The organism is Micromonospora sonneratiae (genome assembly GCF_042679305.1).
Taxonomy (GTDB): domain Bacteria; phylum Actinomycetota; class Actinomycetes; order Mycobacteriales; family Micromonosporaceae; genus Micromonospora_H; species Micromonospora_H sonneratiae.
In genome coordinates this window covers 97,953-124,321 of the sequence record NZ_JBHTMP010000018.1, presented here as the reverse complement: position 1 = coordinate 124,321, position 26,369 = coordinate 97,953, and the positions used below count along the sequence as shown (strand labels likewise).

Here is a 26,369-nt window from a genome sequence, read left to right as displayed (position 1 = left end):
CCGTCGTCGAGTACTCCGGATCAGTGATCTGCTCCACCGTGCCCCAACCCGAAGACGGACGCTGCTGGAACAGACCCTGCGAGTCATGATCATTCCGAGCACCCAGATGACCCAGGTTCTCCAACTTCGACTCCTGCAGACTCGTGGCAACAGCCACCACCGCAGCCCGCTCGTCCATACCAGCCTTCTTCGTCGCCTTCATGATCGCCTTGGCATTGTCGGTCTGCTCACCGTTCAACGGGATCCGCGACTGCTCACCCTGCACACCAAGCGGGATCAACTTGTCCTCAGCGGGCTTCTCGGCCTGCACGACAGCCGGGGACGGGGACGCCGACTCGTCCGTGACGGTCTGCGCCACTACTGCGGAACCGGTGATCAGGCCACCAGCAAGCGCGAGACCGGCAACGCCGAGCGCGCTCTTACGGAAAGCGGAAGTGTCTTCGATGGCCGGGAGCCATCGGCTGAACATCTTGTTCACGATGGTTGCCTTCCATTCAGGGGGATGAACGCCTCGACCGAGGCGCCTCAAGAAGAAAGAGGGCCGTCCGAGCGGGGGGACACTCGGACGGACGCAATGTGTAACGGCTGGCGGGGCCACCAAATTCCGGGCCACCGTATCCACGCCCTTTTCCGGGCGGTGTTACTCAGCCGTACGCTGGGTATAACCGCCGAGGGCCGGCCCGCATTCCGCGAATCCGGCCTCCGGAACGGTCCGCCAACCACGCATCGGCCCCAGTCGGGTGCAATGCCGTGGCCTCTGCCGACAATGCCACAACCGGACATGACCGCACAGTTGGCGAATCGGACACGAAAGGCCCTACACGTCCGGTCCAGATCTCAGCTTTCCGCACCCCGACGCGCGTAGATCTCGGTCAGGAACTTCCTACGCAGTGACGGAATCCTGCTGGTAACACCGAAGTACCCACGGGCCGCCATCAGCGCGAAGCGACCGATGATCGGCTTGTAGAGGGGATCGTCACCGCTCGTGCCGTTGTTGGCCAGCGAGTCGGCGACCCGGGCAAATCCGTACGGAAGCATTTCCGCCTCATAGTCGCCCACCGCGTTCAGCAGGGTCTTGCCACCCCGCTCCGCAGCGGTGAGCTGCCGACACAGCAGCGCAGCGTCGCGAAGCGCGGTGTTGGCACCGACGCCCCGACCCGGCGTCATGGTGTGGATGGCGTCGCCGATCAACGTGACGTTGCTCGACTTCCACGGATCGATTGGTTCCGAGGTGGCGACCTTGACCGGAATACAACTGCCGGGATCGCTGCGGGCCAACAGTTCACGCAGGTTGGGATGCCAGTTACGGGTGAGGTCGAGGGCGACCCGGACGAGTTCCTGACCGCGTTTGGTCATGATGTCTGCCGGAAATCGGTGCTGGGCACTCCAGATGATGAGGTTGATGTAGTCCCGGGTGTTGTCGTACAGCAGTCCCGGCCATTGTTCGATCAGCTCTGCCTCGGTGCTTCCGATGCCGGGTCGGGGCCGTCCGTCCTGATCCCAGTCGAACCTCATCACGTGCAGCACACCCATCAGCCCGCCGGCCCCGAAGATCAGGGATATCCCGTCCATCAGTTGGTCGGTAAGCAGTGCCCTGGTCTGGTCGGTGAGCGGGATCTTGGTGGCGATGTTGATGCTTCCGGCATCCTTGATCCGGGCGTGCGGGAGGTACTGCCGGCGGATCACGGAATGCGTGCCGTCGGCCGCGACCAACAGGTTCCCGGTGGCCGAGGTGCCATCGGCAAAATAGGCGGTAACCGTATCGTCGTCGTGTTGTTCGTAACGGGTACAGGTCTTGTCGAAGTGCACGACGTCTTCCATCCCGGTCAGCAGCACCTGGCGGAGCGTCATACGGGAGACGGCCAGGTCGCTGTTCATCGGGTCGGTGTCCGGTTGCAGTTCGAACGAGGCTGTCTGCCGCAGCTTCTCGGTGAGGATGTTGAAGTATCGCGGTGATCGGGCGCAGGTGGCCATGAACGTCGCGAACAGTTCGGGCGGCAGGCACTCCCGCAGCGCCCGGATGCCGGTCGGCCCGATACCGAGGCGATATCCGTGCAGGCCGTCACGGCGGGTCCGGTATCGCTCGTAGACGGCGACCCGTACTCCGGCGCGACGGAGCCCGTGGGCCAGACACATACCTCCCGTGCCCGCCCCGATGATGATCACGTCAAACGGATTGGCGGCCATCAGACCCCCTTGGTTCCGGGCCCACGAATCTCTCAGGACAGAAAATGTCCGGCCGTCGGACGAGGCCGACCCGGACGACTCCACGAACACCGGGCGCGCTGCGCGCCGACAACCAGCCCCCGCCGGCCACTGCCCGTCACGCTCGACTTCCCGGCGCTGGGACCACGGCATCCCACTGGTAGAAGCACCTGGCCATGGCGTCACGCGGCGACCGCCAGGTGGAAAGGTACGGCGAGGTGTGTTCGGACAACCGCTTGTTGACCTCGAGGAACAACGGATGCTGGGCGGCCTTCTCCGGTCCGGCGCCATCCATCTCGATCAGATGCACGAACAGGTCCCCGAGACGATAGAGCGAGCGGTGTCGGGCCCCGGTGATCGCCGGCAACTCCGTCGCGTCGGACTCGGCGAATATCTGTGCAATCTGTGGTTCGGCCTCCGGAGCGATCCTGCCGACAATCAGTAGGCGACTCATCACATCTCCCCCACAGCTAATGCCTCTAAGTTGGTAGATGCGCCGGTCAGAACACCGACTCAGAGCACCATGCAGACGGCAGCGTCAACGGCCCGTCACCGCCGATTCGTCGTCGGTCACCCGGCGTTGACGCCCGCTCTGGTAATGACGCTCCGCCGCCACTGGGCGTCGATCGATCAAGTCGTCCGGGCGTCGTCCACCACGATCCGACACGCCACTGCTCATGACCCGAACCGGCACTCTTCACCAGCCGGTACGGTCGGTGCCGGCTCCCCGGTCGACCACCCGCCTCAGCCCGTCACCGGGTCGAGGACCGTACTTCACCCGTCCTGATCGGACGCGTCTCCCTTTCCCAGGGCGGCGAGGATCGCTTCGGCCGTACGACGACCGATGCCGGGCACTTCGACGATCTCGTCGACCGTCGCCGCAGCGATGCGTTTGAGCGACCCGAAATGGCGCAGCAGCGCCTTGCGGCGTACCTCGCCCAGGCCGGCGACGCTGTCCAGACCGGAGGCGGTCATCCGCTTGGAACGCCGCTGCCGGTGGAACGTGATGGCGAACCGGTGCGCCTCGTCCCGGACCCGTTGCAGCAGGTAGAGCCCTTCGGACGCCCGGGGCAGGATCACCGGGAACTCGTCGTCGGGCAGCCACACCTCCTCCAGCCGCTTGGCCAACCCGCAGAGCGCGATGTCGGTGATACCCAACTCGGCCAGCACCTGCGCCGCTGCGGCGACCTGCGGCTGGCCGCCGTCGACCACGACCAACTGTGGGGGATACGCGAACCTGCGTGGCCGACCGGTGGTGGGATCGATACCGGGCCGGTCCGTTTCAGCGGCGGGCTCCTCCCCCAGTTCACCGGCCTCCGAGGTGAAGAAGTCGGTGGCGACGGTCGGACTTTCCAGTTCGCTCTTCGCGCTGGCCGCCGCGTTCAGGTAACGGGAGAAGCGGCGACGTAGCACTTCGGACATCGCCGACAGGTCGTCGGTGGCTCCCCGTACGACGAACCGGCGATACTCGCCCTTGCGGGGCAGCCCGTCCTCGAACACGACCATGCTGGCCACCACATCGGTGCCCTGGATCTGCGACACGTCGTAACACTCGATCCGCAGCGGTGAGGTGGACATCCCGAGCGCCTCGGCGATCTCGTCGAGGGCCTTGCCCCGGGTGGTCAGGTCACCGGACCGGCGTAGCTTGTGCCGGTTGAGCGCCTCGGCGGCGTTGCGGGCGACCGTCTCCAACAGGGCCCGCTTGTCGCCCCGCTGGGGCACCCGCAGCGTCACCCGGCTGCCCCGCTTCTCCGACAACCAGGCGGCGAGGGCGTCGACGTCGGTGGGCAGTTCCGGCACCAGCAGTTCCCGGGGCACGTCGGTCTCGCCCTGCTCACCGCCGTAGACCTGGGTGCAGAAGTGGTGCACCAGATCGCCGGTGCTCAGGTCCTCCACCTTCTCCACGACCCAGCCGCGCTGGCCACGTACCCGACCGTCACGGACGTGGAAGACCTGGACGGCGGCCTCGAGCGGGTCATCGGCGAAGGCGACGACGTCGGCGTCGGTCCCGTCGCCGAGCACCACCGTCTGCTTCTCCATCGCCCGACGCAGGGCTGCGATGTCGTCGCGCAGCCGGGCCGCCCGCTCGAACTCCAACTGCTCGCTGGCCTCGGTCATCTCGCGTTCGAGGCGGCGGACCATGGTGTCGGTACGGCCGGCCATGAAGTCGCAGAAGTTGTCGACGATCTCCCGGTGCTGCTCGGCGGAGACGCTGCCCACACAGGGCGCGGAGCACTTGCCGATGTAGCCGAGCAGACACGGCCGACCGACCTGCCCGGCCCGCTTGAACACCCCGGACGAGCAGGTCCGGGCCGGGAAGACCCGGAGCAGCAGGTCCAGCGTCTCGCGGATGGCCCACGCATGCGAGTACGGGCCGAAGTAACGCACGCCCCTGCGCTTGGCTCCACGCATCACCTGGAGCCGGGGAAACTCCTCGTCGAGCGTGACGGCCAGGTACGGGTACGACTTGTCGTCCCGGTACCGGACGTTGAACCGCGGGTCGTGCTGCTTGATCCAGGAGTATTCGAGTTGGAGCGCCTCGACCTCGGTGCCGACGGTGACCCAGTCCACCGACTCGGCCGTGGTGACCATCTGCTGCGTACGCTGGTGCAGGTTCCAGACGTCGCCGAAGTACGAGTTGAGCCGGCTCCGCAGGTTCTTCGCCTTGCCGACATAGATCACTCGGCCGGTGCCGTCACGGAAGCGGTATACCCCGGGCGATTCCGGGATCGTGCCCGGCGCGGGACGGTAGGTCGAGGGATCAGCCACCCGGCCAGCCTAATCCGTACCCCTGTCAAGATCCGGAAGTGGAAGCCTGGTGCGGCAGGCCGGTGCCGCACCAGGCCGCCACGGTCAGCCGAGGAAGATCCGGTCGCCCTCGACCTTGATGGTCTTGCCGGCCAGCGGTTCGGTGGCCGGCCCCTGCTTCACCGAGCCGTCCGCCACGGAGAACTTGCTGCCGTGGCAGGTGCAGTCGATCGTGCCGCCATCGATCCTGGACACGGGGCACTGCTTGTGGGTGCAGAGGGCGCTGAAGGCCTTGAAGTCCCCGGCGACCGGCTGGGTCACCACCACGCCCTGGTCAGCGAAGATCTTCCCGCCACCGATCGGGATGTCGGCCGTGCTGGCCAAGCCACCGGAGCCACCGGGGTCCACACCGGTGGTGGGCTCGGTAGCGGTCGTGTCCCGCCCTCCGCCGTCCGCGTCGTTGGTGGAGTCGTCACCACCGCACCCGGCCAGCACGGCAGATACGCCGACCGCGCCCGCGCCCGCCAGCAACGCGCGACGTGTGCGGATGCCCGGACCGGTCACCGCCTGATCCTCACTCATGCCTTGCCTTTCTCTCGGTTGCCACGTCTCCGGTCGTCCCCGACCCGGGCCGTGGACGGCCACGACACTACACACGAGGCACCCCGGGGAACGGTTCATCGATACGCGCAAACTGTCGCGATCCCGGTGGATCGTGGACGTCTGGACGCTAGTCGCCCGGCCAATCGCCATGTGGTGTTTCGCGGCGATCCCGACCGACCTGTCCTGGAACAGGCCGGTCGGATCGGGCGGATCAGCTTGGTTTGGCTGCGGAACGCCGTGGGGCCCGTGACTTCGCACCGGTGCCGTTGGCCTTTCCGCCAGCACCGTTGTTGGCCTTCGCCGCCCGGGTCGTCGCCGCCGCTGCCCCGCTCGCCTCGCCATCGAGACCGAGCACCTGCCGCAGGAACTGACCGGTGTGGCTCTCCGGCACCTCGGCCAACTCCTCCGGGGTGCCGACGGCCACCACGGTGCCGCCCCGGTGCCCACCCTCCGGGCCCATGTCGATCAGCCAGTCGGCAGTCTTGATCACGTCCAGGTTGTGCTCGATGACGATGATGGTGTTGCCCTTGTCCACCAGGCCTTCCAGCACCCCGATCAGTTTCCGGATGTCCTCGAAGTGCAGGCCGGTGGTCGGCTCATCGAGCACGTAGACCGTCCGACCGGTCGACCGCTTCTGCAACTCGGAGGCGAGCTTGACCCGCTGGGCCTCACCACCGGAGAGGGTGGGGGCCGGCTGTCCGAGCCGGACGTAACCCAGCCCGACGTCGACCAGGGTCTTGAGGTGGCGGTGGATCGCCGGGATGGCGGAGAAGAACTCGGCCGCCTCCTCGATCGGCATCTCCAACACGTCGGAGACGGTCTTGCCCTTGTAGTGGACCTCCAGGGTCTCCCGGTTGTACCGGGCCCCCTTGCAGACCTCGCAGGGCACGTAGACGTCGGGCAGGAAGTTCATCTCGATCTTGATCGTGCCGTCACCGCTACATGCCTCGCAGCGCCCACCCTTGACGTTGAACGAGAACCGGCCGGGGCCGTAGCCCCGCACCTTCGCCTCGGTCGTCTCGGCGAACAGCTTCCGTACGTGGTCCCATACCCCGGTGTACGTCGCCGGGTTGGAGCGTGGGGTACGGCCGATCGGCGACTGGTCGACGCCGACGACCTTGTCCACCAGGTCGAGACCGGTGACCCGGGTGTGCCGACCGGGCACCAGCCGGGCCCTGTTGAGCTGGTTGGCCAGCACGGTGTAGAGGATGTCGTTGACCAGGGTCGACTTGCCCGAGCCGCTGACCCCGGTGACGGCGATGAGCTGCCCCAGCGGGAAGGAAACGGTCAGGTTGCGCAGGTTGTGCTCCCGCGCGCCGTGCACAACCAACTCCCGCCCCGGCGTCTGTGGCCGGCGCTGCTTCGGCGTCGGGATCGACCTGCGGCCGGACAGGTACGCCCCGGTCACCGACTCGGTGTTGGCCAGCAGTTCGGGGACCGGGCCGCTGTGCACGATCCGACCGCCGTGCTCGCCGGCTCCCGGGCCGATGTCGACGATCCAGTCGGCGACCCGGATGGTGTCCTCGTCGTGCTCGACCACGATCAGCGTGTTGCCCAGGCTCTTGAGCCGCAGCAGGGTCTCGATCAGCCGGTGGTTGTCCCGCTGGTGCAGCCCGATCGACGGCTCGTCGAGTACGTAGAGCACACCGACCAGACCGGAACCGATCTGGGTGGCCAGCCGGATCCGCTGCGCCTCGCCACCGGAGAGGGTGCCGGCGGGACGGTCGAGGGAGAGGTAGTCCAACCCGACGTCGACCAGGAAGCGCAGCCGTGCGTTGATCTCCTTCAGCACCCGCTCGGCGATCATCTTCTGCCGGTCGGTGAGGGTCAACCCGGCCAGCAGCTCCGCGCACTCCCCCACCGACAGGCCGCAGACCTCGGCGATGCTCCGGCCGGCGATGGTGACCGCCAGTACCTCCGGCTTGAGCCGGGTCCCGCCACAGGACGCGCACGGCACGTCCCGCATGTAGCCCTCGTACTTCTCCCGGGACCACTCCGACTCGGTGTCGCTGTGCCGGCGCTCGATCCACTGCACCACGCCCTCGAAGCCGGTGTAGTAGGAGCGCTCGCGGCCGTACTTGTTGCGGTAACGGACGTGCACCTGGTCACCGGCACCGTGCAGGATCGTCTTCTGCGCCCGGGCCGGCAGCTTGCGCCACGGGGTGTCCAGGTCGAAGTGCTCCGACTCGCCCAGCGCCTCCAGCAGGTGCAGGAAGTACTCGAGGGTCTGTCCACCGGCCCACGGCTGGATCGCACCTTCACGCAGGGTGCGCTCCTGGTCCGGCACGATCAGTTCCGGGTCGACCTCCTTCTTGAGCCCCAGGCCGGTGCACTCCGGGCAGGCGCCGTAGGGGGCGTTGAACGAGAAGACCCGGGGTTCGAGGTCCTCGATCGCCAACGGGTGGTCGTTGGGGCAGGCCAGGTGCTCGGAGTAGCGCCGCTCCCGGTCGGGGTCGTCCTCCGCCAGGTCGACGAAGTCGAGCAGGACCAGCCCGCCGGACAGGGCCAGCGCCGACTCGACCGAGTCGGTCAGCCGCTGCTTGGCACTGGCCTTGACGGCCAGCCGGTCGACCACCACCTCGATGGTGTGCTTCTCCTGCTTCTTCAACTTCGGTGGCTCGGTGAGCGGGTGCACCACGCCGTCGACCCGGGCTCGGGCGTACCCCTTGGCCTGCAACTCCGCGAAGAGGTCGACGTACTCGCCCTTGCGGCCGCGTACCACCGGAGCCAGCACCATGAACCGGGTGCCCTCCGACATGGCCAGCACCCGGTCGACGATCTGCTGCGGCGTCTGCCGGGAGATCCGCTCACCGCAGACCGGGCAGTGCGGTTCACCCACCCGGGCGAAGAGCAACCGCAGGTAGTCGTAGACCTCGGTGATCGTGCCCACGGTGGAACGCGGGTTGCGGGAGGTCGACTTCTGGTCGATGGAGACGGCGGGACTCAGACCCTCGATGAAGTCGACGTCCGGCTTGTCCATCTGGCCGAGGAACTGCCGAGCGTACGAGGACAGCGACTCGACGTACCGTCGCTGCCCCTCGGCGAAGATCGTGTCGAACGCCAGGCTGGACTTGCCCGACCCGGACAGGCCAGTGAAGACGATCATCGCGTCCCGGGGCAGGTCAAGGTTTACGTCACGCAGATTGTGTTCGCGTGCGCCACGGATGATCAGTCTGTCGGCCACTGTCCGTATACTCCCAGAGGAAAGAAAGCAGGGGTTTGTCCGGTTATGTCGGCGCGGAGGTCACGCCGTGGCAACTCTAGCCCGGGGGTACGACAGTTTTTCCCGCGCGCACACCGGCCGAACGAACCGCACTCTCCTTACCCTCCGCAGGAGCCTTACCGGCTGAAGGAGAGGCCCTTTCAGCCTACGGCCGGATCCCACGCCCGCCCATCGCCGGCTTCCCCATGCTCGCCCTACGGCCGGATCCCACGCCGCTGGCGACGCATCCGCCGCCAGTCGGTACGCCGTACGGCCGCCAGCCGGACATCCCGACGGCGGGTCTCGAAGGCCACCTCACGCTGTAGTTTCCGCCAACTCTCCCAGCGCCGGTAGGTGAGGTCGCCGCACTCCAGGGCAGCCTGTATCGCACAGTCCGGCTCCCCGTCATGCTGGCAGTCGGCGAACCGGCAGTCGGCTGCGAGTTCCACGATGTCGGCAAAGGTCTGCCCAACACCTTCGGCGGTGTCGAGCAGACCGACCGCCCGTACCCCCGGGGTGTCCAGCACCGCTCCCCCTCCCGGGATCGGAACCAGCGCCCGGTAGGTGGTGGTGTGGCGGCCCTTGCCGTCCACCCGGCGGATCCCCTGCGTGGTCATCACCGTGGCCCCGGCCAGCGCGTTGACCAGCGTCGACTTGCCGGCGCCGGACGGTCCGAAGAGCGCCAGGGTACGACCGGCGGCAACCCACGGACGCAGCCCGTCGAGCCCGGTCCCCCGTTCGGCGCTGACCGCCAGCACCTCGACCCCGGGAGCGACCTCGGCGACCTGCGCGGCGACCGTCGCCGGATCCGCGACCAGATCGGCCTTGGTCAACACGACCAGCGGCCGTGCGCCGGACTCCCAGGCCAGCGCGACCAACCGCTCCACCCGGGCCAGGTCCGGCGCCGGGTGCATCGGCTCGACGACAGCGGCGGCGTCCAGGTTGGCCGCCAGCACCTGACCGGTGGAGTCCTTGTCCGCCGTACGCCGGACCAGAGCGGTCCGCCGGGGCAGCACGCCCTCGACCGTGTACCGGTCGTCGGGCCAGGTACGGATCAGCACCCAGTCGCCGGCGCAGGGCAGGTTGACCCGGTCGACGGAAGCCGCGACCAGAACCGTGCCGCCGAGACTGGCCCGTACCGTACCGTCGGCGCAGAGTACGGTGCAGACGCCACGGTCGGCGCGGACCACCCGACCCGGGCGGTAGCCGGCGGCCAACCGACGGCGGGCAGCCGCGGCGAGGGAAGCGTCCCAACCGAGGGACGCGAGATCGATCATCATGTCAACCCCTGTGAATGACTGAAGTGGAGATGGCGAACACGCGCCCGAAGACCGGCATGATCCCCACCTCCTTCCAGCACCCCGGGTGACGCGTCTGCCTCGACGGTAGGGGGTTGTCCGATCCACCGAAAGCCATTTCCGGCGAGACCGGACGCCGACGGCCCGTTAGGGTCAGAACGTGACGGCAGACCCACTCCTTCTCATGGGCGAGGTGGACCTCGCCACCGAACGACTGCTGCGTACCGCGGCGACGCTCGACGAGGCCGGACTCGCCGGCCCGTCGTTGCTACCCGGGTGGACGCGGGGACACGTACTCGCCCATGTGGCCCGCAACGCCGATGCCATGGTCAACCTGCTGATCGCCGCCCGGACCGGGGAGGACATTCCCGCGTACGCCAGCGCGGCCGACCGGGACGCCGACATCGAGACCGGCTCCGGACGTACGCTGGAGATCCAGCTGGATGATCTACGCGAGTCCGCGGCGCGCTTCGCCGACGTGGCCGCCGCCATGCCGATGGAGGCCTGGGCGGCGGTGGTCACCGCCCGGTCTGGCCCACGGGTCGCGGCCACCCTGGTCTGGGGCCGGCTCCGTGAAATCGAGGTACACCACGTCGACCTGAACGCCGGATACACCTCGGCCGACTGGCCGGCGGCGTGCGGCCACCGCCTGCTGCACGAGGTGGTGGCCGATCTCGCCGGCCGCACCGACGTGCCCGCCATGGTGCTCCACCCCGATGAGGCAGCCCACGAGCTGGTCATCGGGCAGCCGTCCGGGACCACGACCGTCTCCGGTCCGGCACACGAGCTGGCCTGCTGGCTGATCGGCCGTTCCGCTGGTGACCGGCTCAGTGCCACCCCTACCGGCCAGTTGCCGACTCCGCCGAAGTGGCTGTAGAGGTATCCCATGTCATACACCGGAGAGATCCCACCGGGCGGCGGCCCGGCCGTACGGGAACTGCCCAACCTCACCATCAGCAAGGTGTCGGTCGGGCCGATGGACAACAACGCCTACCTGCTGCGCTGCCGGTCGACCGGGGACCAGTTGCTGATCGACGCGGCGAACGAGGCACCCCGGCTGTTGGAGCTGATCGGCGACGCGGGACTGACCACGGTGGTCACCACGCACCAGCACATGGACCACTGGGTCGCACTGTCCGACGTCGTGGCGGCGACCGGCGCCCGTTCGCTGGTGCACACCGACGACGCCGACGGCCTGCCGATCCCGTCCGAGACGCTGACCGATGGGGACGTGGTCAGGGTCGGCGACTGCGAGCTGGAGGTCATCCACATCGTGGGACACACGCCCGGCTCGGTCGTCCTGCTCTACCGCGACCCGGAGGGTACGCCACACCTCTTCACCGGAGACGTTCTCTTTCCGGGCGGAGTCGGCAACACCGACCGGGACCCGGACCGGTTCGCGCCGCTGATCGACGGTGTCGAGCACAAGATCTTCGGACGGCTGCCGGACGACACCTGGTTCTATCCCGGCCACGGTAAGGACGGCCGGCTCGGAAACGAGCGGCCAGCGCTCCCCGAGTGGCGAGCCCGCGGCTGGTAACGGACCTGACCCGGCCCGGGAGGTCCTGCCGCGCAGACAATGATCACAATGACTTTCGGGAGCTTGCTCATGGTGGGTGAGACGGAGCTACGGCACCTCCGCCGGTGCGTGGAACTGGCCACCGAGGCCCTGGAGCAGGGCGACGAACCCTTCGGGTCGGTGCTGGTCGCGGCCGATGGGACCGTACTGGCCGAGGACCGTAACCGGGTGGCGGGCGGTGACCGGACCCGGCACCCGGAATTCGAGCTGGCCCGCTGGTCGGCAGCCAACATGTCCCCGGAAGCGCGAGCCCAGGCAACGGTCTACACCTCGGGTGAGCACTGCCCGATGTGCGCTGCGGCGCACGGCTGGGTCGGCCTCGGCCGGATCGTGTACGTGAGTTCCTCGGCGCAGTTGGTTGCCTGGTTGACCGACCTGGGGGCACCCACGGCCCCGGTCCGTCCGTTGCCCGTCCAGGAGGTCGCACCGGGTGTCGTGGTGGAGGGACCGGTGCCCGAACTCGCCGAGCAGGTACACGACCTGCATCGCCGCTTCTACCGACAGTAACGACTGTCACCTGCTCGGCTTCGGACGACGACGTACCGTCAGGGCATGGAGGTGGTGCTGCGACGCGGCCCGGGGGACGGCCAGGTGGTGTCGGCCACCGGGGAGACGGTGGTGTGGCGCGCCTGCCTGTACGAGCGGACCAACGACTGGGCATGGGCTCGTGGTGCAGACCGCCGGGTGTACGAGCATCGACCGGACTGCTGTGAGCCGTACGGGCGTGGCTCCGAGGACCGGTGTGAGTAACGGTCGGCAGGGCCAGGCGAGGTTTCCCGGCCCCAAAACAGCGGGGCCGGACGACGTGTCCGGCCCCGCTGTCACGTCAGTCGACGTGCGTGTCGTGCTGCATCCGATGCCAGGTCAGTTGATGCTGACGACCGTACCGGCCCCGTTCGGGTACTCGATGTAGCCCGTGTGCCGTCCGGCGGGAACCCCCGACCAGTTGGCCGTGACCGTCAACGGAGTCCCCGGAGTGACCTTGGGGTTCTTCGGGGACACGGCCAGGTTGCCGACGCCACCATTGCCGGTGACCATGTTCACCTGGGCGGTGAACGGTGTCTTAGTGGTGCCCGGCAGAACCTCGAAGGTGAGGATCAGGAAGGTGTACACACCGGGCGCCGGGGCCGGCATGGCGAACCGCTGTTCAGCCATCATGGTGCTCGAGATGTGCACCAGTTCCTGGAGGCCGTTCGTGTCCCGGATGACGAGGAGGAGAAGCCCTGCCTGCGGGTCATCCGCAAGAGCGGTGAACTCCACTGCCTTGGTGTCCGGGGACACCGTGGCCTGGAACGGCCTACCCCAGATGTCCTCGACTCCCACCGCATCAGGAATCTGCGGCCCCGAGACCATCCCGTACGTCTTGATCGGGAACTTCTTGAGCGCCGGGGTCACCTCGAAGGACACCGAGCCGGCCGCTCCGGTTCCCCGGACCTCGGTCGGTGCGACCGCGCTCTGCGGGGTCACCACGATCGGGCTGCGTACGGCCGTGCCGCCACCCGTCCAGGTCAGCGAACCGGTGGTCGACACGCCGGCGGGAGCCGTCTTGAGTTCGAAGGTGACAGTGAACTCCTTGGTCTCCCCCGCCTTCTTGAACTTCAGGGTTGACGGGCTCACCTTGACCTTGAACCCGGGCAGGTCGATCTTGGCGTGGTAGACGCCGGGGGTGACGGCGGTGACCTTACGGGTGACGGTCCGGGTGCCGAAGAGCTCGGCGATGGCGATCGACGGGTAGTTGAGGTCAGTGCCCTGGATCGGGGCAACGCCCGAACCGGTCTTGTAGCCCAGCCCCTCCAGGTAGCCCAGCCAGTCCTGCTCGGACGCGTCGTAGACCAGGCCGGGGTTGAGCATCCGGGTCGGGTCGACGTGCCCCGCGCCCTGGGCGAAGACGTCGGTGTTCGGCTGGCCGGTAGCGGTCCTGGTGGCAAACGTGGTGGTCATCATCGCCGACTTGACCTCTGCCGGCGACCAGTCCGGGTACTTGGCGAGGTAGAGCGCCGCCAGACCGGCGATGTGCGGGGCGGCCATCGAGGTACCGGAGTAGAAGTCGAAGTCCTTCCCCTGGGCACCCGGCGGGGCCACCGCTGCGAGGATCGCGACGCCGGGCGCGGCGATGTCCGGCTTCAGAAGGTCCGCGTTGTGCAGCGAGGGACCACGCGAGGAGAACGCCGCCACCTGGGGGTACGGCATGCTCGCGCCGGTCGGCAGCAGGGTGACCTGTGCCCCGGCGGTCGCGGCGTATTCCAGGACAGCCTGTGTGTCGGGCGAGTTGATGTGCACGGTCGGCACGCTGTGCAGGTCTCCGCTGAGGTCCTGGTCGGTCGGGTTGGCCAGCACCATCCCGACACCGCCGGCTCGCGCCACCTCGGCGGACTTCTCCGGCCGCGCGATGATGCCACGGAGGCAGACGACGACCTTCCCGGCGACCTGGGCCGGGTCGAGGGTCCCGGCCATGCAGTTGTCGGCGTCGGCGTCGCTGGCGGTGGCGGCCTTCGCTGCCCGGGAGGTGACGAGCGGCTTGGGCCCGAACGCCGCCGCGACGGTCGTGCTGGTGCCGTTGAAGCGGACACCGTTGCCCAATTCCACGCTGGCCGGGTACGGAGCAACCGTGCTCGCGGCCACCGTCGTCTGCCACGGCGCGGTGTTGTCCATGGTCGACGCGCCCGGTCCGGAGTTACCGGCGGACGCCGAGACGAAGATGCCGGCCGCAGCCGCGTTCAGGAAGGCGCGCTCGGTGGGGTCGTTGGGGGACGACTCGTTCGCGCCGCCCACCGAGTAGTTGATGACGTCCACTCCGTCGGCGACGGCCTGGTCGATGGCAGCGACGATGTCCGACGCGTGCCCGCCGGTCGTGTTGTCGGTAGTCCCCTGCCAGAGCGCCTTGTAGACGGCGACCTTTGCCCCCGGTGCGACGCCGGAGATCTCCCCGAAGTCGACCCCCCGCTCGGTGACCGGGACCGCGGTGTTGCCGGCTGCCGTACCGGCGGTGTGTGTGCCGTGTCCCTGCGCGTCCCGGGGCGAGACGTAGTCCTTCCGCTGGGCCGGGGGAACAGCCCGCAGCCAGGCGTCCCCGAAGTACCGGGCGCTGATGACCTTCTCGTTGCAGGCGGTCGCGGCGAACTCCTCGCCGGTCTGGCAGGTGCCGGTGAAGGTGGTCCCGTCGGCCTTCTGCATGACGGTGGTCGTGCCCTGGAGGTACGGCCGGTACGGATCGGCCGCCGTGGGCGGGGTCGTACCGAGCGCCGGGGCGGTGAACGACGCGCTCTCCGGCCAGATTCCGGTGTCGATGACACCGATGACCACACCCTTGCCGGCGTTGGCCGTGCCACCGAGCGTGGACCACACGCCCTTGTCGCCGGAGAGCCCGAGAAAGTCGACGGAGTTACGGTCGTTGGTGGCCTTGTACAGCCTGTCCGGCACGACGGAGACCACGCCACCGGTCGCCATCAGCTTCATGACCTGCGCGGGGGTCAGCTCTGCGGTGAAACCGTTCGAGGCGACGGAGTAGCTTCCGATCGCCTCGGCACCGACGCTGCGGGCCACCTTGGTCTGCTTGTCCTTGAGGTGGCTGCGGTAACGCTTGGCGTTGGTGGTGCCGACGTCCACCTTCCTACCCTTGCCGGGTTTGGTGCCGGCGATTCCGGCGACGCCACCTTCGTAGGTGGCCAGCGGCTTGTCGGCCAGGGTGACGATGTACCTACCGGTGCCGCCGGCACCCGAGGCCAGGGAACTCGGCAGGGAGACGGGCACGGGCGTGGCCGATGCCGGGACCGGGCTGGCCGTGATCGCCAGGGCTGCGGCTACTATCGCCGCGCCGTACGCATGGGTTTGTCGAATCTTGCGGGCCATTGCTCCTCTTTGGGGGTAGGGGCGAAGGGAGCTTGCCCACCGGGCAAGATCGCCAGGTGGGACGGGTAGCAGTCAACGGCCAAGCAGCAGGGGTTGTCGAGATATCTTCATGACGTCTTCGGTCATGTGGCGAACCGCGCCACCTGCCGGGCGACACGATCATGGGTCGGGTGAGACGTGCAGAACGAGCCGGTGCTGGGTGCGGTGGGCATCAGCGAATTCGACGAACGGGTCTACCGTCTCCTCCTCGGACAGCCCGACGAACCGCTGGCGGCGATCACTGACGCCCTGGGCGTCAGCCCCTCCCGGATCCGCAACGTCGTCGCCCGACTGACCAGGCTCGGGCTACTCCGACGGATCGCTCCCGGCAGATACGAGCCCATCGGTCCGGAGACGGCGCTGACGGCGCTCATCTCGCGGCGACGGCTGGAAACGGAAGCCGCGCTGGACGGCGTACGGGCCGCGACGGCGGATCTCGCCCGCCTGTTCCAGACCGCCCGGCTCCGCGATCCCGTGCGTTGGATCGAGGTGCTGTCGGGGCAGGAGACGGTCAACCGCCGGGTGGACGAACTCACCGCGTCGATCCGTACGCACCTGTGGGTGCTCGACCGGCCGCCCTACATGAAGCAGGTGGCCGGCATCCCGGACACCAACGAGGCCGAGATCGCCGAAACCAGGGACATGATCGCCAAGGGAGTGGACATCCGGAGCGTGTACTGCCCGGAGTCCATGGGACGGCCGGGCCGGTTCGAGGTGCTGGTGCAACTGTCCAAGGCCGGCGAGCAGGCCCGGATGCTGCCCGAGCTGCCGTTCAAGCTACGGATCATGGACATGCGGCTGGCCCTGGTCTCGCTCACCGGCGGGGTCTACGACAATCTCGCGCTGATCCACCCTTCCGGCCTGCTCGACGCACTCATCGAGTTGTTCAAGGCGTACTGGGAACGTGCCACGCCACTGCTCGGCGCGCAGCAGCCGGTGACCGACCAGCCGAGCGACGAGGACCTGCTGGTGCTCCAGATGCTCAAGGCGGGTCTGAAGGACGAGGCCATCGCCCGACAGCTCGGGGTCAGCGCCCGTACCGCCACCCGTCGGATCGCGTCGGTCATCGAGCGGCTCGGGGCCACCACCCGGTTCCAGGCCGGGGTGGAGGCGTCCGCTCGCGGCTGGCTGTGACGATTCGGGCGTAGCAGCAAACCGGGGACGGCGCCCGGTCGGCGTCCCACGGCCACACCCCGATCTGGACACTCTCCGATCTGGACACTCTCCGATCTGGACACTCTTCGGCATCGCCACGTTCCACGTTGGCCCCGGTTCCAGCGGATCAGGCCGTCAACCCGGAACCGGGCAGGACATCCGCCCCGGACACCGGAAGAAACCGGAACACATTGACTGAGATAAGTTCGCTGCTGATACTGGGAACGCTCCCATAGCTGGTAGTCGTTGAGGAGGACAACATCGTGAACACCGACTCGACTCACCCACCGGGCCGTAACCGCCGCACGCTCGTCGGCGCCCTCACCGCCACTGCGGTTGCCGCCGTCGTCACGCTCGCTGCGGCCGTAGCCGTACCGACCCTCGCCGACGCGGCCACCACCCTCAAGAGCCTGGCCGACGCGAAGGGCAAGGACATCGGCTTCGCCCTCGACCCGAACCGACTGTCGGAGACGGCGTACAAGAACATCGCCGACACCGAGTTCAACCTGGTCGTCGCCGAGAACGCAATGAAGTGGGACGCCACCGAACCGTCACGCGGCTCGTTCAACTGGAGCGGGGCTGACCAGGTGGCCAACTACGCCACCACCAGCGGCAAGAGGCTGTACGGCCACACCCTGGTCTGGCACTCCCAACTGCCCGACTGGGTCAGCAACCTGACGTCGGCGACCGAACTGCGTACGGCGATGGTCGACCACATCAACGGGGTCGCCGGACGCTACCGGGGCCGGGTGACCGCCTGGGACGTGGTCAACGAGGCGTTCAACGACGACGGCTCGCGCCGCAGTTCGGTGTTCCAGCAGCGGCTGGGCGACGGCTACATCGAGGAGGCGTTCCGGGCCGCCCGCGCCGCCGACCCCACCGCCAAACTGTGCATCAACGACTACAGCACCGACGGGATCAACAACAAGAGCACCGCCATCTACAACCTCGTCACCGACTTCAAGGCCCGGGGAGTGCCGATCGACTGCGTCGGCTTCCAGGCACACCTGATCGTCGGCCAGGTGCCGTCGAACATGCAGCAGAACCTCCAGCGCTTCGCCGACCTGGGTGTCGACGTACGCATCACCGAGCTGGACATCCGCATGCAGACGCCGGCCGACGCCACCAAGCTGGCCAACCAGGCCGCCGACTACCGGCGGGTCTTCCAGGCCTGCCTGGCGGTCTCCCGCTGTGTCGGGGTCACCACCTGGGGAATCACCGACCGGTACTCGTGGGTGCCGGGCACCTTCCCGGGACAGGGTGCCGCGCTGATCTGGGACGACAACTACATCAAGAAGCCGGCGTACGACGCGGTGACCGAGGCGCTCGGCGGCACGGTGCCATCGCCGACCACCCCCGGCCCGTCACCCACCGCCACCACGCCCCCGCCGCCCGGCGGCTGCCGGGTCAGCTACACCCCGAACACCTGGAACACCGGCTTCACCACCGAGGTCGTCATCGGCAACCTCGGCTCCTCCGCCATCAACGGCTGGACACTGACGTTCAGCTTCACGGCAGGGCAGCAGGTCACCGGCTCCTGGAACTCGACCGTGACGCAGTCCGGCGCACAGGTGAGCGTCCGCAACGCGGCCTGGAACGGCACCATCGCCCCCAACGGCACCCAGAACTTCGGGTTCCAGGGCACGCACGGCGGCACCAACCCGACCCCCACCTCGTTCGCCCTCAACGGCACCGCCTGCACCACTGGATGATTCCGGCTGTTACCTCGCCGAGATCAACAAAGCATCGATTCCGGACATAGCATTTGCGGGCCAACCCGGCACGAAACATGACCATGGATCGATCTGCCAATTCCAGCAGGGGAACAGGTGGGCAAGGTGCGGGAGCAGGGATCTTTCAGCAGAAGAGCATTCGTCGCCGGTTCGACGGCGGCGGGTGTCGGCGGTCTCGCCGGCGCCGCCGGACTGGCGGGGGTCGCCCGTGGCGCGGTGGCGGAGGCACCGTTGGCCGACGGTACGACCGACGCCGGCCTCGTCTACTTCGACACCTTCTTCGCCGGGGCCACCGACGACGAGCGGATCATGTCCATGAACGCCTGGCACCTGGCCCAGACAGGCGTGTCCAGCCCGGCGGTGCTCTTCGACAGCAGAAGGTACGACTTCTCCACCCCGATCAAGCTCGTCTCCGGGATGGCCCTGATCGGCGGCAAGTCGGCACCGGCCCGGGAATACTCCCGGGCCACCGTCTTCAACTGGACCGGAGCGGCCGGCACCTCGATGTACGAGTTCCCGGGGCAGCAGCCGCCACAGGGCTACCCGTCGGACAACTCGCCCCGGGACGTCACCGTCGCGTGGATCCAGATGCAGGGCGGCGGCTCGACCCACTGCCTGCCGAAGAACGACCCGAGCAGCGCCTCCTACAGCGGCAAGGTGCTGTGGATGTCGAACTTCCACGGCTGCGGCTTCAAGAACTTCGCCACCGTCTGGTGGGGCTGGGGCGACGGTGCCAGCATCAGCGGCCCCACCCACGTCCAGGGCTGTACGGACACCCCGTTCTTCCTCGCCGGCTCGGAGAACTCGATCTTCGGTACCGACGCGTTCTCCTTCATGGACTCGTCCGTGGCGGCATGGGGCACGGCGGGCAGACCGTTCATCCGCAGCCGGATGGAGAAGTCGAGCATCGGTCATGTGATGATCACTGCTCGGAAGACGGCCTACCATCTGTCCGTCGAGGGCGGCAGCAACCTCCTGGTCAGCGGCACCTGCTTCGACGCGCAGACCTCCGACCCGGTACACGGCTCGGCCCTGCGGGTGACCGGCGGTGACGGCATCGTGGTGCAGAACGTCAGCTTCAAGGGCGTGATGAACGATCCCGCCTCGGCCAGTGGTGGTACCGCCGCCAACCGGGGATGGGCGCACGTCACCGGTGGCTCCCAGCTCACCTTCCTCGGGAACCTCTTCTCCCGCAAGGGCACGACGGCCACCGCGACGACCCCGCTGGTGTACGTCGGCAGCGGTGTCGGCCTGCACCAGGTCAAGTGGGGTTTCAACACGTACGGCAACTACGGCGGGGCCAACGCCGTTCTCCAGCAGGCGGCGGCGAACCGACTGGTCGTCGTCACCGATCCGCTGGTGACCGTGACGACCGCGGCCTGAGCTGAGCCTGAACCCGAGCTGAACCTGAACCCGAGCCCGACCCGGCCAGGAAACGGCTGGCGGCTACGAAGGCTGGCGGGCTGTCCGCGTACGGGCAGCCCACCAGCCACGTACACCCAGGACGCCCACGGTGGTGCCGATGGCCAGCGAGGCGGCGATCAGCAGGGCGTGTATCCAGAGGAAACTGGTCGGGGTCCCCTCGGCGACCTCGCCGGCCGACCAGGAACGAGGATCGTTCCAGATCGCCACAGCGAACCTCGGCCAGATCACCCAGGTCCACACCCCTACCGCAGTCAGGAACAGCGACCAGCCGCGCGACAGCACCATGACCTGCGAGTATGCCAGCCGTCCCGGAGATGGGTTCCAGGTGCACCGCCCGGTCGCGGGTGTCGGCCCGACCGGTAGGGTCTGCGTTCCGCAGCTCACTACGCCGAGCCGCTCCACGATGCGTGGACGGTAGCGACCAACCACACTGCCGCGAAGCCGAGGGGTTCACGGTACGGCTCGAACTGAGTACGGTGTGCCCGGGTGATCCACCCCGGTGTGCCCGTCCCCGGCATCGCCGCGACCAGTCCGTCCGCGAGGAGTCGACACCAGATGAGCAATCGGGTCCAGAGCCGCCAGCGTGGTGGGCCGGCTGACGTACAGCCGCTGACCAAGGCCGAGAAGCGGGCGGCAGCCAAGGCCGCGAAGGCCCGGGCCGCCGCCGCGAAACGTCGCCGGCAGTTGCTCAACCAGGTGCTGGCCGCTGTCGCCGTCGTCGGCGTGATCGTCGCCGTGGTCGTCCTGATCAGCCGTAACGTCAACTCGACCGACGACTTCGCCAGCACCCCGGGCGACGGCGCTGCGAGCGCGTCGGCCGGCGCTGCGGCGTTCCCACCGTTGCCCGAGGGCGCGGACCCGGCCCTGGGCACGAAACCGGCCGCCAAGGCCGGGAAGGGTGAGTTGACCAAGCTGGTCGTCACGCCGCTGATCGAGGGCAAGGGTCCGGCGGCGGCAGCCGGGCAGAGCATCACGGTCAACTATGTCGGCGTGACCTACAAGGACGGCAGGGAGTTCGACGCCTCCTGGAACAGCTCCAAGCCGTACACCTTCCAGCTCGGGGCCGGCGGGGTGATCGCCGGCTGGGACCAGGGCCTGGTGGGGGTCAAGGTCGGCAGTCGGGTGCAGCTCGACATCCCGTCGGAGCTGGCGTACGGCGACAACGGCCGGGTGCCCGGTCCGCTGCGGTTCATCGTGGACGTGCTGGCGGTGGGTTAGGCCTGCGGTTCCAGCACCTGCATCCGTTCGATCTCGATGTCGCCGAAGGCACCGGTGGTCGAGGCTTCGTAGCTGGCCAGCACGCGTAGGCGGTCGTGGGGCAGATGGACCCGGCCGGGGTCACCGATGAGGACCCGGGCACCCCGCCCCACGACCCGCTCGACGAAGTGCAGCACCCGCTCGGCCATCGCTTCGCCGTAGAAGACGTCACCGGCCAGCACCAACTCGGCGTCACCGCCGTCTCCGTCGAGCAGGTCGGCACTGCTGATCGTGATGGACACCCGGTTGGCCTTCGCGTTCAGGGTGGCCGCAGCGAGCGCGTACGGGTCGATGTCGTTGACCGTCACCGTCGCGGCGCCGGCCTTGGCCGCTGCGATACCGGCCAGCCCCGAGCCGGCGGCCAGGTCCAACACCCGGCGGCCGACCACCGCCCACGAATTGTCCAGCAGGTAGCGGGCCAGTGCCTGACCTCCCGGCCAGGCGGTGGCCCAGAACGGTGGGGCCAATCCCTCGCCCGCCTCTGCTTCCATCCGTGCCCACCACACCATGGCATCCTCGGCCAGGTGCAGCTGGATCTCGGGCACGGAAGGTGCCGGTACGAGATGGAGCCGGTCGAGGCTCCCGACGTCGGGAGCCTCGACCTTGCGCTCAAGATCGGCCAATGCCGATGCGGTCCGGCTCGTCACCGGTCAAGCATGCCCGATAAGTGACGTATCCGGGGTCAATCCCCGTTCATCGCTCATCCGACTTCGCCACATACGGGCAGCCGGACCGCTAGTGTCGTTGGGGTGTGGGCAGTCACCGGTCTGGAGACCGGTGGACCAGGACCTTTCGTGCCCACGCCCGCACGAGGAGATTTGCATGGCAACCGGCACCGTGAAGTGGTTCAACTCCGAAAAGGGCTTCGGCTTCATCGAACAGGACGGCGGTGGCCCCGACGTCTTCGTCCACTACTCGGCCATCTCGGGTTCCGGCTACCGGGAACTCAACGAGGGGCAGAAGGTGGAGTTCGAGGTGACCCAGGGGCAGAAGGGTCCGCAGGCGGACAACGTACGGCCGATGTGACGTCGTTCCCGACCGGTGGTTGGTGGCCGGACGGCGGCTGACTCGGGAGATCCCGGCGCTGCCGGATCGGCCCGACGAGCAGGATCAGCCCGGTCAGGGCCAGGCCACCCATCGTGATCCACATCGCCGTACGGACACCCAGCGCGGTGCCGAGCGCACCGGCCAGCAGTGCTCCGATCGGGATCGTGCCGTAGTTCAGCAGTTGCATGCTGACCGTGACCCGGCCGAGCATGTGGTGCGGGGTGTACGTCTGCCGGAAACTGCCCTTGATCACGTTGCCGGCGACCACCCCGGCGATCAGCACCACTCCCCCGGCGACCGCCAGCAGCAGTCGCGGGCCCGGGGCGGCCAGTGGGATGAGCAGCCCGAACGGTGCCACGCCCAGTTCGCTCACGATCAGCCCCCGGGCCGTACCGAACCGGCGGGCGATCGGGGTGGCCAGCGCCGCGCCGAGCACGCCGCCAAGGCTCATCCCGCCGATCAGGCCGCCCACCAGACCGGGGCTCAGCCCGACCTCGTCGACCAGGAAGACGACCAGGATCGCCTGGTAGCCGATCAGGCAAAGGTTGCTGACCGCGCCGAAGACCGTGAGCACCCACAGGTACGGATCCCGTACCAGGAAGTGAAGCCCTTCCCCGATTTCCCGGCGCAGGCTGCCCGACCGGCGCTTCCCGGTGGCCCGCGGCTCCGGGGTCCGGATCGCCAACAGGCAGACCGCCGAGACCAGGAAGCCGATCGCGTCGGCCAGCAGCGCCAGCACCGCGCCGAACGCCTGGGCGATCAGTCCAGCCGCGCCCGGCCCGGCGACCTGGGCCACCGCCTCGGTGCCCTGCAACTTGGCGTTACCTTCCGGCACCTCCTCGGGCCTCAGCAGCGCCGGCAGGTAGACCTGGTAGGCGGTCTGGAAGAAGACACTGGCCGTACCGGCCCCGAGGGCCACGACCAGCAGTTGCTCGATGGTCAGCACGTCGAGCCCGGCCGCCACCGGGATGCTGAGGAACAGCAGCATCGAGGCGACGTTGCAGACCACCATCACCGGGCGACGCGGCAGCCGGTCCACCCAGGCACCGGCGGGCAGTCCGATGATCAGCCACGGCACCCATGCGGCGGCGGCCAGCAGCGCCACCTGGAACGTGGTCGCGCCGAGCGTGGCGACCGCCACCAGCGGTAGCGCCACGCTGGTCACGCTGCTGCCGAACTTGCTGGTGGCCTGCCCGATCCAGAGCAGCCGGAAGTCCCGGTGCCAGAACAACCCACCCCGGCGGCGAGGGTGCCGGGCGGCCGTCGGGGGCGCGGCCTCGACGACGGTCACGGCTGCGCCGGTACGCCGTGGGCGAACAGGAAGACCGGCTCGCGCGGCTGCCCGTCGTCCGGTACGTCCCGGGTGGCCCACCGGGTCAACACACCGTTGATCTCCTGCTCGACCTGGGCCAGTTCGTCCGGGGTCAGCCGCAGCCACCGGTCGGTGGAGAAGGCGCTCTCGCCCCAGGCCTGGTGCTCGGCCTCGCTGGCGGCGAACCAGGCCCGGACGAGGCTCATGTGCCGGTCGAGGTTGAGCGACGCGGCAGCGTTGGCCACCGCCTGGGTGGCCGGGTCGTCGCCGAAGTCGGCGGTGGCCCAGCGCAGGCTGGGTGAGACCAGCCGCCACCACCGCTCGCGGCGGTCCCGGGCCAGCTCGGGGGCCTCGGCGACCAGGTCGCAGGCACCGAGCACCTTCATGTGGTGGCTGATGTTGGCCACCGCCTGGCCGGTGCGCTCGGCCAGCATGCTCACCGTCGACGGCCCATCCACCTTGAGTACGTCCATCAGCCGACGCCGCAGTGGGTGCGACACGGCGGCCAGCACCTTGGAGTCGGTGACCTGGCGAACCTCAGCATCACTCATGATCGCCAGCATGGCACGCGCAACCGGCATTTCGCAACACCTATTGCACAACACTCGCTGCAGCTGCACTTTGTAGAGCGACTTCCGATCGAACCGCAACGCTACTCACCGCAACACCCGCAGCCTCGCCCGTCGCCGGGATCGAGCCAGGCCGCCATCCGTCGATTTACATGCACACTGAATGCTTGCCATCAATCCACGCGAACAACCACGCCCACGGCACACAACGTAGTGGATGCACCACCTACGGCAGTGGATCCACTACGTTGTCAATACAATGATACGAATCCTCACCCAAGTGCCGCCGCAAAGACTATCGACGGCTGACTCTAATCGAACTCACGGAAGGTAGGGAGATCGGCATCTCATCCGCCACCCAGGCGAATTCGAGCGACGAAAATCGTCCCCCTGAGAGCCAGACAAGCAACTCGCCGACATAGTTTTCAGCTTCATCGTATACGTGGGCATCGACTGGCAGTACACCGTCCGCCACTTGTGCAGCAGGCAGATCGGCCGATATGTCGAGATCGTTACTCGGCGACCCGCTCGGCTGCCACTTAGTGAGTGTTTGAGAAGAGCTGTTCGCACCTGGCGTGCGACTGATGATCGTTGATGCCATGTTGGCTGGGCGTGCCCCGTAGACGCCGATACCCCTCGGATCTGACCAACGCCCAGTGGCGTCACATCGCCCCGCTGCTGCCACCACCACGTCCAGGTGGACGACCGGAGAAACACCCCCGTCGGGCGATCGTGGACGCCATCCTCTACGTCGTACGCACCGGATGCTCGTGGCGGCAACTACCGATCGACTTCCCACCATGACAGACCGTCTACTGGCACTTCGTACGCTGGGAGACCGATGACGTCACCCAACGCATCCTCGACCAACTGCGCGAACAGGTACGTGTCAGCCAGGGCCGTAACCCCCAACCATCAGCGGGGATCATCGACTCCCAGAGCGTCAAAGCCGCCGACACCGTCGCCCGGGACAGCCGCGGCTACGACGCCGGCAAAAAGATCAACGGCCGGAAACGGTTCATCGTCACCGACACACTGCGCCTGCTCCTGGTGGTCATGGTCTGCGCCGCCAACGTCCAGGACCGTGACGGCGCGAAGTCGACCCTGCTCAGCCTCTACCTGGCCACACCCGTGCGGTTCGTTCTCGCCGACGGCGGCTTCGCCGGCCGCCTCGTGGACTGGGCCACCCGAATCCTGGCCACCACCCTGCACATCGTCCGCAAACCAGCCGGCCAGCGAGGCTTCACCCTGATCCCGAGACGATGGCCAGTCGAACGCAGCTTCGCCTGGTTCACCAACCACCACCGGCTGGCCCGTGAACTACGAACGCGACCCCGCCCATTCGGAGGCCATGATCCGCTGGGCCGCGATCAACACCATGACCCGCCGCCTCGCCCGTGGCAGACCGGCCACCCGCCAACAACGCCGCACCTACAGCCGACCCTCATAGACCCTTCTCAAACACTCACTCAGACACTCCATCCGGAATCTGGAGCCCTCGCCCAGGCCGGTGAGTATCGGACGCAGCCGGAGCAGGCCACGGTCGCCGCAGGTGGCGCGGCGACGCAACAGCATCGCGTCAGACTCGGCAAGTTCGACCAACGTGGAGCCGTCCGGAAGCACCTCGACCAGCCGGGCGGCAGGCTCCGGGCGGCGTTCTTGACCCGCCACAGCATACGCGCCCGCGGTCCCGGCCGCCCGCACCCAGCGGTCCATCGAGAATAAGCCCGGTCAGCCAGGTTGATCGTGCCCGGCCGTAACTCGCCGATCAGGACCTGCTGGAGATCAGGACCTGCTCGCTGATCCCGGACGAGCCGATCCGGGCGGCCAGGACCCACCGGATACCGCAGGCGATCACCACGACCATCCGCGCCTGCGGGAAACGGCTGCGGGTCGGGGTGGTGAACCCGCATCTGCGCCGTATCGGTCAGGTCGAACACGGCACCGTCGATCGCGGTCACCAACAAGCCAACCACGCACGGACAGGAAGTTAAAGACAACACAGGGAATCGACATCAACCTTTATACATGGCGCCCCTCACGTCTCTTTAGCTAGGTAAACACGACGACCGGAATTTCCGGACCATTCGGCGTTTGGCGCACCAACAAAAACGTGCGACTCTATCACGACCGGGCCATCCTGGAGGGCCTCTAGTTCGAACACCAGATCCTCGACATCCTCGTCGACCTGCGCATTACGCTCATAGACGGCAATATATAGATTTATTTGGCCGGAATCTTGATCAAACGAAATAGCGCGCACTTCTCGCGAGATGAGCCCGAGGGCCGCCTGGACGACATCAAGCACCAACCTATTCTCGCGCTCCAGAGAGGCTTCCAACTGACCA

24 protein-coding genes are annotated in these 26,369 nt (G+C 67.9%); 11 read left to right on the top strand and 13 right to left on the bottom strand.

What is annotated here, in order from left to right; translation table 11 throughout:
- The 7 genes from ACFQ4H_RS14325 to rsgA all read right to left on the bottom strand — a co-directional run.
- A partial coding sequence (locus ACFQ4H_RS14325; protein ID WP_377571014.1) for a hypothetical protein occupies positions 1 to 469 on the bottom strand: 469 nt, incomplete at its 3' end.
- 368 nt (positions 470 to 837) lie between these two features.
- Positions 838 to 2,187, bottom strand: a complete 1,350-nt coding sequence (locus ACFQ4H_RS14320) for an FAD-dependent oxidoreductase (protein WP_377570994.1) — start codon at positions 2,185 to 2,187, stop codon at positions 838 to 840.
- 136 nt (positions 2,188 to 2,323) lie between these two features.
- Positions 2,324 to 2,659, bottom strand: coding sequence for a TcmI family type II polyketide cyclase (locus tag ACFQ4H_RS14315; protein WP_377570991.1), 336 nt, complete (start codon positions 2,657 to 2,659; stop codon positions 2,324 to 2,326).
- Between the two features lie 320 nt (positions 2,660 to 2,979).
- Positions 2,980 to 4,974 (bottom strand): excinuclease ABC subunit UvrC, encoded by a 1,995-nt coding sequence (uvrC, locus tag ACFQ4H_RS14310; protein WP_377570988.1) that lies wholly within the window; start codon positions 4,972 to 4,974, stop codon positions 2,980 to 2,982.
- A gap of 84 nt (positions 4,975 to 5,058) precedes the next feature.
- Positions 5,059 to 5,535, bottom strand: coding sequence for a Rieske (2Fe-2S) protein (locus ACFQ4H_RS14305; RefSeq protein ID WP_377570985.1), 477 nt, complete (start codon positions 5,533 to 5,535; stop codon positions 5,059 to 5,061).
- A gap of 232 nt (positions 5,536 to 5,767) precedes the next feature.
- Positions 5,768 to 8,740 carry an excinuclease ABC subunit UvrA gene (uvrA, locus tag ACFQ4H_RS14300; protein ID WP_377570983.1) on the bottom strand — a complete coding sequence of 991 codons (2,973 nt, stop codon included), beginning with the start codon at positions 8,738 to 8,740 and terminating at the stop codon, positions 5,768 to 5,770.
- A 233-nt stretch (positions 8,741 to 8,973) separates the two neighbouring features.
- On the bottom strand, positions 8,974 to 10,038 hold the full coding sequence (rsgA, locus tag ACFQ4H_RS14295) for a ribosome small subunit-dependent GTPase A (protein WP_377570980.1): 1,065 nt from the start codon (positions 10,036 to 10,038) through the stop codon (positions 8,974 to 8,976).
- A 178-nt stretch (positions 10,039 to 10,216) separates the two neighbouring features.
- Here rsgA and ACFQ4H_RS14290 point away from each other — a divergent pair, with 178 nt between their 5' ends.
- Genes ACFQ4H_RS14290 through ACFQ4H_RS14275 form a run of 4 tightly spaced genes read left to right on the top strand, consistent with a single transcriptional unit; the run spans position 10,217 to position 12,385 of the window.
- Complete coding sequence (locus ACFQ4H_RS14290) at positions 10,217 to 10,933, top strand: maleylpyruvate isomerase family mycothiol-dependent enzyme (RefSeq protein WP_377570978.1); 717 nt, start codon at positions 10,217 to 10,219, stop codon at positions 10,931 to 10,933.
- Between the two features lie 9 nt (positions 10,934 to 10,942).
- Positions 10,943 to 11,596: an MBL fold metallo-hydrolase gene (locus ACFQ4H_RS14285; RefSeq protein ID WP_377570976.1), complete on the top strand. Its 654-nt coding sequence runs from the start codon at positions 10,943 to 10,945 to the stop codon at positions 11,594 to 11,596.
- Positions 11,597 to 11,644: 48 nt separating this feature from the next.
- Positions 11,645 to 12,142, top strand: coding sequence for a nucleoside deaminase (locus ACFQ4H_RS14280; RefSeq protein ID WP_377570973.1), 498 nt, complete (start codon positions 11,645 to 11,647; stop codon positions 12,140 to 12,142).
- Between the two features lie 45 nt (positions 12,143 to 12,187).
- Entirely contained in the window at positions 12,188 to 12,385 is a 198-nt protein-coding gene (locus tag ACFQ4H_RS14275) for a hypothetical protein (RefSeq protein ID WP_377570970.1), read from the top strand.
- 114 nt (positions 12,386 to 12,499) lie between these two features.
- Here the strand turns inward: ACFQ4H_RS14275 and ACFQ4H_RS14270 are convergent, their stop codons facing one another.
- Positions 12,500 to 15,484 carry a S8 family peptidase gene (locus tag ACFQ4H_RS14270; protein WP_377570967.1) on the bottom strand — a complete coding sequence of 995 codons (2,985 nt, stop codon included), beginning with the start codon at positions 15,482 to 15,484 and terminating at the stop codon, positions 12,500 to 12,502.
- Between the two features lie 177 nt (positions 15,485 to 15,661).
- Here ACFQ4H_RS14270 and ACFQ4H_RS14265 point away from each other — a divergent pair, with 177 nt between their 5' ends.
- The 3 genes from ACFQ4H_RS14265 (at position 15,662) to ACFQ4H_RS14255 (ending at position 19,794) form a co-directional block, all read left to right on the top strand.
- On the top strand, positions 15,662 to 16,657 hold the full coding sequence (locus tag ACFQ4H_RS14265) for a LuxR C-terminal-related transcriptional regulator (protein ID WP_377570965.1): 996 nt from the start codon (positions 15,662 to 15,664) through the stop codon (positions 16,655 to 16,657).
- Positions 16,658 to 16,941: 284 nt separating this feature from the next.
- Positions 16,942 to 18,390, top strand: coding sequence for an endo-1,4-beta-xylanase (locus ACFQ4H_RS14260; RefSeq protein WP_377570962.1), 1,449 nt, complete (start codon positions 16,942 to 16,944; stop codon positions 18,388 to 18,390).
- A gap of 117 nt (positions 18,391 to 18,507) precedes the next feature.
- Positions 18,508 to 19,794 (top strand): hypothetical protein, encoded by a 1,287-nt coding sequence (locus ACFQ4H_RS14255; RefSeq protein ID WP_377570959.1) that lies wholly within the window; start codon positions 18,508 to 18,510, stop codon positions 19,792 to 19,794.
- 63 nt (positions 19,795 to 19,857) lie between these two features.
- Here the strand turns inward: ACFQ4H_RS14255 and ACFQ4H_RS14250 are convergent, their stop codons facing one another.
- Entirely contained in the window at positions 19,858 to 20,121 is a 264-nt protein-coding gene (locus ACFQ4H_RS14250; protein ID WP_377570957.1) for an SCO4848 family membrane protein, read from the bottom strand.
- A 270-nt stretch (positions 20,122 to 20,391) separates the two neighbouring features.
- Between ACFQ4H_RS14250 and ACFQ4H_RS14245 the strand changes: the two genes are divergently transcribed.
- Positions 20,392 to 21,054, top strand: a complete 663-nt coding sequence (locus tag ACFQ4H_RS14245; RefSeq protein WP_377570955.1) for an FKBP-type peptidyl-prolyl cis-trans isomerase — start codon at positions 20,392 to 20,394, stop codon at positions 21,052 to 21,054.
- Here the strand turns inward: ACFQ4H_RS14245 and ACFQ4H_RS14240 are convergent.
- Complete coding sequence (locus ACFQ4H_RS14240; protein WP_377570952.1) at positions 21,051 to 21,740, bottom strand: class I SAM-dependent methyltransferase; 690 nt, start codon at positions 21,738 to 21,740, stop codon at positions 21,051 to 21,053. The genes ACFQ4H_RS14245 and ACFQ4H_RS14240 overlap by 4 nt on opposite strands.
- A gap of 175 nt (positions 21,741 to 21,915) precedes the next feature.
- On the opposite strand from ACFQ4H_RS14240, the gene ACFQ4H_RS14235 reads away from it, so the two are divergent.
- On the top strand, positions 21,916 to 22,119 hold the full coding sequence (locus ACFQ4H_RS14235) for a cold-shock protein (RefSeq protein ID WP_377570950.1): 204 nt from the start codon (positions 21,916 to 21,918) through the stop codon (positions 22,117 to 22,119).
- On the opposite strand, the gene ACFQ4H_RS14230 is transcribed toward ACFQ4H_RS14235, so the two are convergent.
- Together ACFQ4H_RS14230 and ACFQ4H_RS14225 are read right to left on the bottom strand one after the other, a co-directional pair.
- On the bottom strand, positions 22,040 to 23,431 hold the full coding sequence (locus ACFQ4H_RS14230; protein WP_377570947.1) for an MFS transporter: 1,392 nt from the start codon (positions 23,429 to 23,431) through the stop codon (positions 22,040 to 22,042). The two genes, ACFQ4H_RS14235 and ACFQ4H_RS14230, sit on opposite strands and share 80 nt — an antisense overlap.
- Positions 23,428 to 24,003, bottom strand: a complete 576-nt coding sequence (locus tag ACFQ4H_RS14225; RefSeq protein WP_377570945.1) for an ArsR/SmtB family transcription factor — start codon at positions 24,001 to 24,003, stop codon at positions 23,428 to 23,430. Before ACFQ4H_RS14225 ends, ACFQ4H_RS14230 begins: the two co-directional genes overlap by 4 nt.
- A 630-nt stretch (positions 24,004 to 24,633) precedes the next feature.
- On the opposite strand from ACFQ4H_RS14225, the gene ACFQ4H_RS14220 reads away from it, so the two are divergent.
- Both ACFQ4H_RS14220 and ACFQ4H_RS14215 read left to right on the top strand, forming a co-directional pair.
- The gene (locus ACFQ4H_RS14220) at positions 24,634 to 24,825 is read left to right on the top strand and encodes a transposase (protein WP_377570942.1); all 192 of its coding nucleotides are present in this window, start codon (positions 24,634 to 24,636) and stop codon (positions 24,823 to 24,825) included.
- Between the two features lie 54 nt (positions 24,826 to 24,879).
- The gene (locus ACFQ4H_RS14215; protein ID WP_377571011.1) at positions 24,880 to 25,746 is read left to right on the top strand and encodes a transposase; all 867 of its coding nucleotides are present in this window, start codon (positions 24,880 to 24,882) and stop codon (positions 25,744 to 25,746) included.
- 313 nt (positions 25,747 to 26,059) lie between these two features.
- On the opposite strand, the gene ACFQ4H_RS14210 is transcribed toward ACFQ4H_RS14215, so the two are convergent.
- Entirely contained in the window at positions 26,060 to 26,362 is a 303-nt protein-coding gene (locus ACFQ4H_RS14210) for a hypothetical protein (protein WP_377570940.1), read from the bottom strand.
- Positions 26,363 to 26,369 lie beyond the last annotated feature (7 nt).